The organism is Acinetobacter sp. 243_ASPC (assembly GCF_001054715.1).
Classification (GTDB): domain Bacteria; phylum Pseudomonadota; class Gammaproteobacteria; order Pseudomonadales; family Moraxellaceae; genus Acinetobacter; species Acinetobacter soli.
In genome coordinates, this window is sequence record NZ_JVOR01000082.1 from 1 (window position 1) to 12355 (window position 12355).

Sequence of the window (12355 nt, forward strand, 5' to 3'; positions counted from 1 at the left end):
CGAGATCAAAACCCGCTGCCTTACCACTTGGCGACGCCCCTAAATATCATTCTTTTACAAACATAAAGGAGATTGTTTTAACCCGTGAACCACATAAGCTTTACATGGGGCATGAGTAACAATTTCGTTCACATTCATATCGGAAGTGACCTCAGTAAAAACACAGGCACCTGTTCCTGTAAGCTGTGCAGAACCGAACTGATCGAGATACTGCATCGCTTCTTCTACTTCTGGATATAGGCTTCTAGCAAGTGCTTCAAAGTTATTTCCAAAATCAGAAGGCTTCATCTGATAGGCGCAAAATGTAGTGCGCTTAGAATCTCTTGTCAATGTTTTTTGCGAAAAAAGCAGTTGAGTGCTGATAAAACAGTCAGGTTTTAAAACAATGTATTGTTTTTGATCTAAATCTACAAAAGTAAGCTTTTCTCCGACTCCTTCGGCCCATGCATTTTTTCCATAAACAAAAATCGGGACATCTGCACCCAGACTTAAACCTAAATCTGCCAATTGATCAATTGTTAGGCTGCATTCCCAAAGGCTATTGAGTACCCGTAAGGTGGTGGCTGCATTGGATGATCCGCCACCTAGCCCTGCACCCATGGGAATATTTTTTTCTATCAAGATGTGTAAGCCACAGTACTTTGTTGCATATGGTTTGAGCAGTTGTGCGGCCCGGTAGATTAAATTTTGTGTCAGATCGACCTGCGCAATTCCCTCAATTTCAATTTCATGCTTGTCGTTTAATGGCGTAAAGGTGAGCCAATCATACAAATCAATCAGTTGAAAAATGCTTTGCAATTCATGATAGCCGTCGCTGCGACGGCCTGTGATATGTAAAAACAGATTCAGTTTTGCAGGTGAAGGAACGCGCATCATAAGGGGATTTGACTTAACGATTTTGAATAAGCATTGTAATACGATTTTCCTGATTATCGGCAAGCGCTTGCTTTAAAATCAGTTTGTTGGGAAGTTTTTGTTGATCGTTATAACTTAATGACACATCCCAACCATCTTCAACAATATTGGTTACACGGCCATTTTGATCTTGAGTCGTCTTTGCAGACATTGTGGCAGGTCTAGCTTGTACCCAGTTCACCAAATGCGTAATCGGAGCTTGCCAGCCAGTTGCACGCTGTAACAGCTCTTCAGGCGTTTGTGCAGTAATCAAGCCAGTTTTGGCGCTGTTTAAGCTCACTTGTCCGGGTTTGCCTGTAATTTGAGTTTTACCAACCCCTAAAATACCGCTGAGCTCAATATCAAATTGATCTTGATGCTGAGACCAAGTAAAAAAGGCGCTGCCAGACTGTTTTGGGGTGCGAACGCCAATTTTACCTTGTAAATCAAATTCATTAAGCTGTTCAGTTTGATTCTGAGTAGCCGGTGATTGCGTTTTGACGATATGCTGACAACCGGTAAAAAATAACGCACTCGAGCAGCATAGGGCAAGGGAAAGACGAGATGTGGTAAGCATAAATTAACTCTTTTTAGTTGCTGTCGGTAAAATTAGCGCATCGAGTTGCTTTAATTGTGGATCATTTGCATTTTTTTCTTTGAGCTGTTGTAACACTTGGCTAAATTCGGTCAGATTGCCTTGCATGTATAGGGCTTTGGCCAGCCGTACACCAATATTCACATTCTGGCTTATTGCATACGCCTTGCCCAGAGAGTCAATCGCTGCATTGAAATCATTTTGCAAAAAGGCGATATATCCCAAGGTATCTAAAATTGAGGCTTGTTCGGGGGCATATTCAAGGGCGAGTTGAGCATACTGACGAGCTTCATCTAAGCGTCGGTTCTGTAACGCCAGTGTATAGGCATAAGCATTCAGATAGGTCGGGCTATTTGGCTCGATGAGCAGCAACTGTTTTAATGTGCGGTCCAGCTTGTCGCGATCTGAGAAAGGATCCAGCATCAGCACTTCGGCATAGATCAGTTCAGGATCATCCGAAATATTTTTAATGGCTTCATCGAGCAAGCGCAATGCGGCTTTCTTGTTGCCCATTTTCTTTAAAATTTCGGCCTGTGCCTGATATAAAAAACTAGCATGCTGCGGATAATTGACCCGCTCTTGGGTTAAAAAACGTAAGGCATCGTTTAGATTACCCTGTTTTTCAAAAATCGACACCAGATTACGCCTAGAAACCACATACAAGCTGCCATCGACCAAACGATAATACGCTTTTGCTGTTTCAAAGTGCTGCTTGCGCTCTGCATTGACGGCCAAATAATAATAGGCGTCATTCTGATATTTTGCAGAGTAACGTAAATCGACCAGATATTGCTCGGCTTTCTCGTAATATTTCAAATCGATACTGGTAAGGCCGGCAATAAACTTGGCATCTTCATTGTCAGGCCAGATTTTGATAATGTCTTCGAGCTTTTTAAGCGCCAGTTGTGGCTCACTATGCCGAATAAGAAAGCGCGCTTCAGCCAGTCGAACATCTAGGTTGTCTCGATGACGACGACTGGATTTTGCTAGCCATTTCTGTGTTTCTTCAATTTCGCCTAGGCTGGTCAGCAAATTGGCTTTCATTAAAATAAAGCCCGTGACCTTCGGACGCTTTTTTAGGGCCTTGTTGGTGTTGTTAAGCGCATCCTCTAAATGCCCATTTTGTGCCTCAAAGCCTGCAATCATGACCAAAATCGAAGGGTTTTCTTTCTCTTTGCTGGTTTTGAGTGTAGCCAATAAATTTTCCCGATCTTCTTTGGATTCGGGTGCAATACCGGCAAGAATTTGTTCCAGATCGGCATTGGGGTCGATGGTTAAAATTTTATCCAGTGTATTGGCAGCCAGTTTGTATTCATGCGCACGCAGCGCAATATGTGCCAGATAAAAGAGTGCAGGCACATCTTCAGGCTCTTGAACCACCCAGTGCGTTGCAATATCCAGAGCGGCTTTTAAATCGTTGTATTCGAGTGCAATATCGAGTGCACGCTGTTTAATGGTGGTTGAATTACTTTTTATTGCGAGTACAGTGTAGTTATGAATGGCGGTTGGAATATCATCATAAGCCAAAGCAAATTCGGCAATCATGCTTTGTTTAAGCGCATCGGTATTTAATGCGGCTGGATGAAATTCATCCACAGCTTGTCCATGTGCTGTCGAAGCCATGCTACCGAGCAACAAGAATGTGGTAGAATATTGTCTAATGGATGTACCGTTTAACCGGTTATTCATTTGTCGCAATTTTTAGTAATCCAAGTAATGCTTTTTATGACACCGATATTGCACAATAGCATAAATTTAGCGAAATGATGATCTGATATGTCTTTCTTTGCATTGGGTGTCAACCATCAAACAGCTTCAGTCGAGTTGAGAGAACAAGTCGCGTTTAACGCAGAACGTTTACGCGATTTGTTGACTCAACAGCATCGTCATGCCGATTTAAACGATATGGTTGTGGTGTCTACCTGCAATCGTACCGAAGTCTATGCCATGACTGAGCATGCCGATCTGATCTTGAACTGGTTGGCCGAGACCAATGGTATTGAGATAAAACAGTTACTTCATCATGTTTATCGTTACCAAGATGCGCAGGCGGTCACACATTTAATGCGTGTAGCCAGTGGACTCGATTCGCTTATGTTGGGCGAGCCTCAAATTTTGGGGCAAGTCAAAAGTGCACTGGCTTTGTCTAAAGACGCACAAACTGTTTCTTCCGACTTAAACCGCATTTTTGAATACGCATTTTATGCAGCCAAGCGTGTTCGCTCCGAAACAGCGGTCGGTAGCCATGCTGTATCGATGGGTTATGCGGTTGCGCAATTGGCCTTACAGGTATTTAGTCAACCAGAAAAGCTTACCGTCATGATGGTTGCTGCTGGTGAAATGAACACTTTGGTGGCCAAACATCTGGCTGAAATGGGTGTGGCAAAGGTTATCATCTGTAACCGTAGTCAAGCGCGGGCAGAGCAGTTATCGCAAGAAATTGCCCATCAGGTAGAAGTCGAGATCATTGCATTTGATCAACTGGCCGACAATTTACACCGTGCTGATGTGGTGTCGAGTTGTACCGGAAGTTTACATCAGGTCATTTTTTATCAAGATATCAAGGCTGCACTCAAAAAACGTCGCTATAACCAGATGCTACTGGTCGATTTGGCTGTTCCGCGCGATATCGATCCGAAAGTCGAAACGCTAGACGGCGTATATCTGTATGGTGTAGATGACTTACAAAGCGTAATTGATGAAAATTTGGCGCAGCGGCGTCAGGCGGCAGTTGAAGCCGAAGTCATGGTGAGTCAACTGGCCAGTCAATTGCTCACCCAGCAAAAAATTCTGCAAGCAGGCAGTACAATTCACGCTTATCGTGCGCACAGTGAGCAGCAACAGCAGCTTGAGTTAGGCAAAGCCTTAGCTGACTTGCAAAAAGGCCAAGCACCAGAAGAAGTGATGACGCAACTGGCGCATCGTTTGACCAAAAAGCTCATGCACCCCACATCGATCTTGCTGCGCGAAGCGGCGCAACATGAACATCCAGACTATTTTGAGTGGATGAAAAATCAGCTCAATGATGTGTTTGAGCATGAGCGCAAGCCCAAAAATACAGCAGACTAAGTATCCTTAAGACAATAAGCGTAAACTGATTTGCTTGGTCAATTCGTTCAGTTGCTGACGCAAATTACGCGATTCGATGAGCGAAATAGGCGTTTTGAGTTTCATTCTTAAATATTTTTCTTGTAAACCCAGTGCATATTCTTTGGCCAGTTTGTCGGCAGTTTCTGGTGCATGCATCAGATTTTGAAGGTTCGTTCGCTCCAAAATATCTGCAATTTCATGTCGATATAAATTGCATGCGCCCAAAATATAGTAGGTCGCGAGTTCTTGGTCGTCTGGCAACTCTTCAAAAACACGATCCAATACCGATAAAATCTTGGCCAGAAGTTGATCTGGCGCGATCACGGCGCGTAAGGCTTCAAAATGAATATACAGATATGGATGTTGAATCAGCAGTGCAATCGCCAAGTCTTCATCTTTGGTTTGAATATTAAAGGATAACGATGCATCATGACTGACTTGCGGAGTAAACTTGCGCCCCAGTCCTAGCTTTTCTCGAAACGACTGCGTTAACAAATAACGATATGAGCCTTGTTTAGGCAATAAATCGGTCAGCTCGCGGAGTTCTCCCATGACCTGACTTTTTCCTTCAGGCGTTGAAATATCGTGCTGCTGAGTGAGGTGTGCAAAAATGAAATCAGACAGTAATGGCGCCTGCTCAAGCAAGCGTTGAAAATGCTCGAGTCCTTCACGCCGAATGAGTGAGTCTGGGTCATGTTCTTTGGGCAATACAAAAAACTTGAGTTCCCGTCCATCATTTAAAGAGGGCAATGCAATTTCCAAGGTTCGACGTGCGGCTTTTTGACCGGCCGCATCGCCATCGAAAGCCACGGTAATGCGCGAGTTTTGCTTGAATAGCGTATTCAGGTGATCGACATTACTGGCCGTGCCTAACGTTGCTACGGCTCCATATACGCCATACTGCTGCAACGCAATGACGTCCATATAGCCTTCAACCATCAGCCAGTCTCTGGCTTTAAGCTTGCGCCCTTCATACAGTCCGTAAAGCAGCTGATTTTTATGAAAGACATCCGAATCGGGGGAATTGATGTATTTGGGTTTGATTTCGTCGTTGAGTGCACGGCCACCAAAGCCCACCACACGACCTTTATGATCACGAATCGGAAAAATAACCCGTTCACGCAGCAGATCAAAGTCACGCCCACTGTCGCTAGAACGAATCAGCCCGACTTGCTTTAAGCCTTCTACGTCGTAAGGAAAGGCTTTTTCCAAATGCTGCCAGTCTTCGGGAGCATAGCCCAAACGCCAAAACTGAATCGTTTCTGCAGTGAGTCCACGCTGTTTAAAATATTGCTGGGCTTTAATGCTATTTGGAAGTTGTCGTTCATAAAATTGCGCCACGTTTTCCAGCAAATCATATAAATTGCCTTCTTGTGGAATATCATCATCAAAAGATTGATAATTTTGTTCAAACTGCGCAAATGGATCATCCATAAACATTGGCGCTTCGAGTGCCTGTGATGCATCGGATGTTTCATTTGAGTTCGTCTCTGGTATCGACGTTTGAGCTGGTAGTGGTGCGATTGGCTGCGGTTTTTGTGTAGCGCGTTTATAAGAGAGTTTCTTGCTTTCAAAATTGTCTTTAGGGAGTTCTACGCCCGATTTGCTCGATAACTCTTGCATAACATCGATAAAGTTGCGCCCGTCGATGTCCATTAAAAAACGAATTGCATTACCGTTGGCCTGACAACCAAAGCAATGGTAATAGCCCTTGTCACGATAAACATGAAAAGAAGGAGTTTTTTCTTGGTGGAATGGACAGCAACCAGAGTAGGAGCGCCCTGATTTTTTGAGTTTTACGCGTTGGCCAATCAATTCTACCAGATCGGTTCGGTCTAGAATTTGATCAATGGTATGTTGAGGAATGGCCATAACAGAAAGAATCCCGAGCACATGCAAAAAAAGCTTCAATTAAATAGTGTAGCTGAAGCATGCAAAAAAAAGAATTTTGATCGTAACTAAAAATGAAAGGGCAAGTCCATGCTTGCCCTTTTCAATATGCTTTTAAACAACCGATGCGTTATTTTGCAGCACCTGCTTCAGTTGTACTTGGTGCGGCTTGTGTCGCTTGTGCTGGTGGTTTTGGCATCTCGGTAGTACTGGTATCGACGGTTTTTTGTTTATCGAGTAAACCAAAGCTTAAACGGTTGGTCCAGCTCCGTTTATCTGTGCTTTCTACATTGCTTGAAGTGGTTTCTGCGTTTGCATTGGCTTTGGCTTCACGACCAAAAATACCCAACGTTGCGCGGTTAACCCAGCTCGCATCATGACGAGATGCCGCAAGATCTACTGTTCCGTTCGCACGAACCAAGTTCGGGTAGTTCAGTTTTAACAGATTAACGTACTGTTCTGAGGTGGCTTTATCGCCAATTTCATTGTAGGCATAAGCCAGAGTAGCCAAAGCTTCAGGCGTTTGAGGGGTTTGAGGATAATGCTCTACCACCCACTGCGCACGATCAATGGCTGCAATCCAGGCTTTACGTTTAATATTAAAACGTGCCACATTCATTTCGCTTTCAGCCAGCTCTTGCCCGATAAACTTCATGCGCTGTGCTGCATCGACCGAATATTGACTACTTGGAAAACGGCGAATTAAATCGACAAAGTTTTGATAAGCTAACTTCATGTAGCTGGTGTCACGGTGTGACTGCTGTAAAGAAGTATAGCGCATCAAGCTGTCGTAGTTTAATTCCATGTTGGCAACGCCACGAATATAGTACGCATAATCCACGTTTGGATGCTGTGGATTCAGGCGAATAAATCGATCGGCTTGTGTGACCACGGTTTCAAATTCTTTTTGCTGGAATTTTACATACAGAAGATCGAGTTGTGCTTGTGCCGAAGATTGACCTGTTGGATAGTAGGTATCAATTGCTTCTAATGATTTTGCCGCTTCAGAATATTGACCGCGATCAAGCGCTTGCTGCGCTTTTTGCATGTAAATTTGTTCACTTGACTGAGGGCCTGTATCGACTACTTCTTTTTTGGGATTACTGCTACAGCCCACCATTGCAGCCGCTACGCCAAGAGAAAGGGCAAGCATGGTAATCTTATAATTTGGTAGCGACATAAAAACTCCTCTGTTTAATACGGGCAATGAGCTACAATTGCGCTATTAAATCACTTTTATCTGAAAGAGCAAATGACTTCAGCACAATCTTCGAATCCTAATCTCTCCGAAACAGACTTCAACTTACTCGAAGATTCTGAGGATGCAGATAACCATACTTCTGAGCCAACTGCAACACGTTTATCGTTGCAAGTTCAACTTGATCTTGAATACTTGGGTCAACGTATTGATCAAGTGGCGGCATCGGTGTGGAGTGACTTTTCACGTGAGAAATTAAAACAGTGGATGAAAGACGGTCACTTGTTGGTAAATGGTGAAATTGTAAAGCCAAAATATCGCTGTGAAGGCAATGAACTACTGACTTTGAATGTAGAGCTTGAGGCACAGACCACCAGTAAGCCTGAAGACATTCCACTGGAAATTGTTTATGAAGACAATGATATTCTGGTCATCAACAAGCCTGCCGGAATGGTGGTGCATCCGGGTGCGGGCAATCATACGGGAACTTTGGTAAACGCGCTCTTGTATCATTATCCAAAATCAGCCGAGCTCACCCGTGCCGGATTGGTACATCGAATCGATAAAGACACCAGTGGCCTTTTGGTGGTGGCTAAAAATCTTGAATCACAATTTTCTTTGAGCAAACAATTGGCAGATAAATCGGTATATCGAATTTATGACCTGATTGTATACGGCAACATTGTGGCGGGTGGCACTATTGATGAGCCGATTAAACGCCATCCGGTCGATCGTATCAAAATGACCATCTTGCCTGGTGGTCGCGATGCCGTAACACACTATAATGTTAAAGAACGTTTTCAGCATTTCACGCGTATTCAGGCGCAGCTTGAAACAGGCCGAACGCATCAGATTCGCGTGCACTTTAGCTACATTGGGCATGGTTTAGTTGGCGATCCAGTGTATATGAGTCGTGTACGCGTACCGGCAGGAGCCAGCGAGCGCTTAAATATCACTTTGCGTACGTTTAAACGCCAAGCGTTACATGCAGCCAAATTGGGGCTGGTACATCCAAAAACTCAACAGGAAATGATGTTTGAAGCGCCATGGCCAGAGGATTTCACCCATCTGGTTGAGGTATTACGTCAAGACAACGCTGCTTATTAATCCAAAATTACAGGATCGTCGCATGGACTTTGTAAAAGGTTTACCCGCTGGAGTATATGTGGGGCAGACCACCCTCATGCATCCTCAAGCGAAGCCGAGTTTGACTCCCGAGCTTGAGGGCTTTAATTTGGCCTTGCATGTTCACGATGATCCGTATCGTGTGCAGCAGCACCGAATGAGCCTACTGAATGAGTTAAGCGCTTATGGCGTGAAGCAACTGACGTGGATGACCCAAACCCACAGTACGATTTGTCATACTGTCAATCAAGCACTTAGTTTTGATGCATTAACTGGCGATGCACTGATTACCCAAAGTAAGGCACAGGCGCTCATGGTCATGACCGCAGACTGTCTGCCTGTGGTGTTGGTGAATCGTGCAGGGACTGAGGTGGCTAATTTGCATGCCGGCTGGCGTGGTCTTGCAGATGGCATTATTGAAAATACCATCGAGTCGATGCAAAGTGGTCCTGCCTATGCATGGTTAGGTGCAGCGATCAGTCAGCCGTGCTTTGAGGTTGGTTCAGAAGTACAGCAGATCTTTTGTGCCAAATACCCCGACCTCGTCACCGCGTTTGAAGAAGGTAAACAGCCCGGTAAATTTCAAGCCGATTTGTATGCAATTGCACGCTATATTTTGCAGCAATCTGGTGTAGAAACGATTTTGGGTGGCAATCAATGTTCGTATCGTCAAGCGCAGCATTACTTTTCGCATCGGCGAGATCCGAAAACTGGGCGTATGGCGACATTCGTGTTCATGCAGTAAAACTGCTAAACTTTCATTAACTTGGTGATTAAAGCATCCTATGTCGCAGATCAGAAAATCTCTCTCAATCGTTTATCATAGTCCTTATGGTCATACAGCTAAGGTCGCGGCATATATTGCACAAGGTGCCAAAAAAATGGGCATTGAAGTACATCTGATGCCGATTGAGCATATCGACTGGGATTTACTTGATGCCTCGCAAGGAATTATCTTTGGATCACCCACTTATATGGGAAGTGTTTCGGCAGATTTTAAAAGGTTTATGGACAGTAGCTCCAAACGTTGGAGAGACCGGATCTGGCAAGGTAAACTTGCCGCAGGTTTTGCCAATTCTGGCGGCTTAAGCGGTGATAAGCTCTCGGTGCTACAACAGATTCATCTGTTTGCCATGCAGCACGGCATGTTGTGGTCGGGTTTACCCTTGATGAGCACCGGGCACAACCAAGATGATTTAAACCGTCTGGCCAGCAGTTTAGGGCTTATGACCCAGTCCGATAATGCGCCTGTAGACATTACGCCGCCACAAGGTGATTTAGACACTGCCATCTGGTTTGGTGAGTATATTGGTGGATTATTGTATCGTTTGCACTGAGTCCAGAGCTAAAAAAAGCCTCAATTGAGGCTTTTTTTATTTGTGCATTAAACGTGCTTTGTCACGTTGCCAGTCACGATCTTTTTCTGTGGCACGCTTGTCATGTAATTGCTTACCTTTCACCAGCGCAATTTCAAGTTTGACCAAGTGGCCTTTCCAGTAACAGGCGAGGGGAACGCACGAATAACCTTTTTGATTGACAGCACCCATGAGTTGATCAATTTGACGCCGTGACAGTAACAGTTTACGCGTACGTGTCGCTTCGGGAACAACATGGCTGGATGCGGTTAAAAGAGGCTGAATTTGGGCACCAAAAAGATAGGCTTCACCATTTTTAAAGATGATATAGCTTTCCGTCAGGCTCATACGACCTGCGCGCAAGGATTTCACTTCCCAGCCTTGCAAAGACATACCCGCTTCAAATTTTTCTTCAATAAAATAATCGTGACGCGCGCGTTTATTTTGCGCAATGGTCCCGCCATTATTTTTTTTAACTACTACTGCTTTCGCCATAATCTTAAAATTCCAAAGTTATGCCTATTGTGCCCTAAACCGCGACTGAGGTGAAGTTTTTTCATTTTAATGGAGTGACTTCGCTATGAAATCAAGATTTGCTAGAATTAAGACTTACAAAATAAACTAGAGTAAAAACGGATGTCTAAAACACGTGTAATCTATCCAGGCACATTTGATCCTATCACCAATGGTCATGTAGATTTAGTCACCCGTGCATCCCGAATGTTTGATGAAGTCGTGGTCGCAATTGCGATTGGACACCATAAAAAACCACTTTTTAGTCTTGATGAGCGTGTACGTTTAGCCAAATCCTCTCTGAGTCATCTACATAATGTAGAATTTGTTGGCTTTGATGGATTACTGGTCAACTTTTTTCGTGAGCAAAACGCTACTGCGGTATTACGAGGTTTGCGTGCTGTTTCAGATTTTGAGTACGAATTTCAGTTGGCCAACATGAACCGACAGCTTGATCATCATTTTGAAGCGGTATTTTTAACGCCTTCAGAACAATACTCGTTTATTTCATCGACTCTGGTGCGTGAAATTGCTCGCCTACGAGGCGATGTCGCCAAGTTTGTGCCTCAGGCTGTGGTTGAGGCATTTGAACAAAAACATCAGCAAGGTTGGTAACGTGTCACTTTTTATCACCGAAGAATGCATCAATTGTGATGTCTGTGAGCCGGTTTGCCCCAATGAGGCAATCTATATGGGTGAATTGATTTATGAGATTCATCCCGATTTATGTACCGAATGCGTTGGACATTTTGATCAGCCGCAGTGTCAGCTTTTTTGTCCTGTCGATTGTATTCCAAAAGATCCGAATCATGTCGAGACACAAGATCAGCTCATGCAGAAGTATCAAAAACTAATTGATCAAAAAAGCACGAGCAATTAAATCAAATCTTTGATACTATGCGCACACGAAGTGGACTGGACGGTCGCTGCTGTGGAGGTCTTCGTGACTAAAACAGGGGAGGAAAGTCCGGGCTTCATAGGGCAGGGTGCCAGGTAACGCCTGGGCGGCGCAAGCCGACGGAAAGTGCAGCAGAGAGTAGACCGCCTCATTCGTGAGGTAAGGGTGAAAGGGTGCGGTAAGAGCGCACCGCGTGTCTGGTAACAGTTCACGGCATGGTAAACCCCACCAGAAGCAAGACCAAATAGGGATCCTGAGGTACGGCCCGTACTGGATTCGGGTAGGTCGCTTGAGCGTATGAGTGATTGTACGCCTAGAGGAATGATCGTCCTCGACAGAACCCGGCTTACAGGTCCACTTCACCAAATTTTATGTAAATTATGCTTGACGTATCTTGAATTAATGAAGATAATGCGCGCACAGTTATCGGCTATGTAGCTCAGTTGGTTAGAGCACCGCACTCATAATGCGGGGGTCACAGGTTCAAGTCCCGTCATAGCCACCATTTTATAGACCATGCTCCTGCATGGTCTTTTTTTTGCTTATTGTTTTTGAATCGTAGCATTATCCTTTTTAGATATTCAGATCTGATGCACCATCGTGCGGTTGTTGATGAACGCATAAAATGTTAGGGTATCTACAAAATTGTCATAAATTTGTACGATTTAGCATGATTTGAGTGTTTGGTGAACAGCTGAAAACAAAATCTATTGACGGCCAAGAAGGTTCTATAGATAATGCGCTCACAGTTTACGGCTATGTAGCTCAGTTGGTTAGAGCACCGCACTCATAATGCG

General features: G+C 44.3%; 12 protein-coding genes, 1 tRNA gene and 1 other RNA gene. 8 read left to right on the forward strand and 6 right to left on the reverse strand.

All coding sequences use genetic code 11. The features are described from left to right. Positions 1 to 54: 54 nt before the first annotated feature. From ispE to ADA42_RS09695, 3 genes are read right to left on the reverse strand one after another with little or no spacing between them, the layout of a single operon-like run. Positions 55 to 876, reverse strand: a complete 822-nt coding sequence (gene ispE, locus ADA42_RS09685) for a 4-(cytidine 5'-diphospho)-2-C-methyl-D-erythritol kinase (RefSeq protein ID WP_025094366.1) — start codon at positions 874 to 876, stop codon at positions 55 to 57. Positions 877 to 889: 13 nt separating this feature from the next. Further along, positions 890 to 1471 carry a lipoprotein insertase outer membrane protein LolB gene (lolB, locus tag ADA42_RS09690; protein ID WP_048764924.1) on the reverse strand — a complete coding sequence of 194 codons (582 nt, stop codon included), beginning with the start codon at positions 1469 to 1471 and terminating at the stop codon, positions 890 to 892. Between the two features lie 3 nt (positions 1472 to 1474). Further along, positions 1475 to 3178, reverse strand: coding sequence for a tetratricopeptide repeat protein (locus tag ADA42_RS09695; RefSeq protein ID WP_048764925.1), 1704 nt, complete (start codon positions 3176 to 3178; stop codon positions 1475 to 1477). Between the two features lie 87 nt (positions 3179 to 3265). Here ADA42_RS09695 and hemA point away from each other — a divergent pair, with 87 nt between their 5' ends. Beyond that, positions 3266 to 4558: a glutamyl-tRNA reductase gene (gene hemA, locus ADA42_RS09700; RefSeq protein WP_004943193.1), complete on the forward strand. Its 1293-nt coding sequence runs from the start codon at positions 3266 to 3268 to the stop codon at positions 4556 to 4558. Positions 4559 to 4564: 6 nt separating this feature from the next. Here hemA and ADA42_RS09705 read toward each other — a convergent pair whose 3' ends face one another. Continuing rightward, entirely contained in the window at positions 4565 to 6451 is a 1887-nt protein-coding gene (locus ADA42_RS09705; RefSeq protein WP_048764927.1) for a DNA primase, read from the reverse strand. A 148-nt stretch (positions 6452 to 6599) separates the two neighbouring features. Further along, the gene (locus ADA42_RS09710) at positions 6600 to 7649 is read right to left on the reverse strand and encodes an outer membrane protein assembly factor BamD (protein ID WP_004940983.1); all 1050 of its coding nucleotides are present in this window, start codon (positions 7647 to 7649) and stop codon (positions 6600 to 6602) included. A 72-nt stretch (positions 7650 to 7721) separates the two neighbouring features. Between ADA42_RS09710 and rluD the strand changes: the two genes are divergently transcribed. From rluD to ADA42_RS09725, 3 genes are read left to right on the forward strand one after another with little or no spacing between them, the layout of a single operon-like run. Beyond that, positions 7722 to 8774, forward strand: a complete 1053-nt coding sequence (gene rluD / locus ADA42_RS09715) for a 23S rRNA pseudouridine(1911/1915/1917) synthase RluD (RefSeq protein WP_004943187.1) — start codon at positions 7722 to 7724, stop codon at positions 8772 to 8774. Positions 8775 to 8796: 22 nt separating this feature from the next. Then, positions 8797 to 9537 (forward strand): peptidoglycan editing factor PgeF, encoded by a 741-nt coding sequence (pgeF, locus tag ADA42_RS09720; RefSeq protein ID WP_048764929.1) that lies wholly within the window; start codon positions 8797 to 8799, stop codon positions 9535 to 9537. Between the two features lie 40 nt (positions 9538 to 9577). Then, positions 9578 to 10129: a flavodoxin family protein gene (locus ADA42_RS09725; RefSeq protein WP_004940973.1), complete on the forward strand. Its 552-nt coding sequence runs from the start codon at positions 9578 to 9580 to the stop codon at positions 10127 to 10129. 36 nt (positions 10130 to 10165) lie between these two features. Here the strand turns inward: ADA42_RS09725 and smpB are convergent, their stop codons facing one another. Continuing rightward, positions 10166 to 10642, reverse strand: a complete 477-nt coding sequence (smpB, locus tag ADA42_RS09730; protein WP_004940972.1) for an SsrA-binding protein SmpB — start codon at positions 10640 to 10642, stop codon at positions 10166 to 10168. Positions 10643 to 10783: 141 nt separating this feature from the next. Between smpB and coaD the strand changes: the two genes are divergently transcribed. From coaD to ADA42_RS09745, 4 genes are all read left to right on the forward strand, one after another. Continuing rightward, positions 10784 to 11275 (forward strand): pantetheine-phosphate adenylyltransferase, encoded by a 492-nt coding sequence (gene coaD / locus ADA42_RS09735; protein ID WP_004940969.1) that lies wholly within the window; start codon positions 10784 to 10786, stop codon positions 11273 to 11275. Position 11276: 1 nt separating this feature from the next. Then, positions 11277 to 11540 (forward strand): YfhL family 4Fe-4S dicluster ferredoxin, encoded by a 264-nt coding sequence (locus ADA42_RS09740; RefSeq protein ID WP_025094358.1) that lies wholly within the window; start codon positions 11277 to 11279, stop codon positions 11538 to 11540. A gap of 27 nt (positions 11541 to 11567) precedes the next feature. Beyond that, positions 11568 to 11923, forward strand: an RNA gene (gene rnpB, locus ADA42_RS17835) — RNase P RNA component class A. A 63-nt stretch (positions 11924 to 11986) separates the two neighbouring features. Beyond that, positions 11987 to 12063, forward strand: a tRNA-Met gene (locus ADA42_RS09745). Positions 12064 to 12355 lie beyond the last annotated feature (292 nt).

What these genes read in the sequence shown, in the direction of transcription:
- ispE (WP_025094366.1), bottom strand. Translation starts at nt 876, where the DNA reads ATGATGCGCGTTCCTTCACCTGCAAAACTGAATCTGTTTTTACATATC.
- lolB (WP_048764924.1), bottom strand. Translation starts at nt 1,471, where the DNA reads ATGCTTACCACATCTCGTCTTTCCCTTGCCCTATGCTGCTCGAGTGCG.
- ADA42_RS09695 (WP_048764925.1), bottom strand. Translation starts at nt 3,178, where the DNA reads ATGAATAACCGGTTAAACGGTACATCCATTAGACAATATTCTACCACA.
- hemA (WP_004943193.1), top strand. Translation starts at nt 3,266, where the DNA reads ATGTCTTTCTTTGCATTGGGTGTCAACCATCAAACAGCTTCAGTCGAG.
- ADA42_RS09705 (WP_048764927.1), bottom strand. Translation starts at nt 6,451, where the DNA reads ATGGCCATTCCTCAACATACCATTGATCAAATTCTAGACCGAACCGAT.
- ADA42_RS09710 (WP_004940983.1), bottom strand. Translation starts at nt 7,649, where the DNA reads ATGTCGCTACCAAATTATAAGATTACCATGCTTGCCCTTTCTCTTGGC.
- rluD (WP_004943187.1), top strand. Translation starts at nt 7,722, where the DNA reads ATGACTTCAGCACAATCTTCGAATCCTAATCTCTCCGAAACAGACTTC.
- pgeF (WP_048764929.1), top strand. Translation starts at nt 8,797, where the DNA reads ATGGACTTTGTAAAAGGTTTACCCGCTGGAGTATATGTGGGGCAGACC.
- ADA42_RS09725 (WP_004940973.1), top strand. Translation starts at nt 9,578, where the DNA reads ATGTCGCAGATCAGAAAATCTCTCTCAATCGTTTATCATAGTCCTTAT.
- smpB (WP_004940972.1), bottom strand. Translation starts at nt 10,642, where the DNA reads ATGGCGAAAGCAGTAGTAGTTAAAAAAAATAATGGCGGGACCATTGCG.
- coaD (WP_004940969.1), top strand. Translation starts at nt 10,784, where the DNA reads ATGTCTAAAACACGTGTAATCTATCCAGGCACATTTGATCCTATCACC.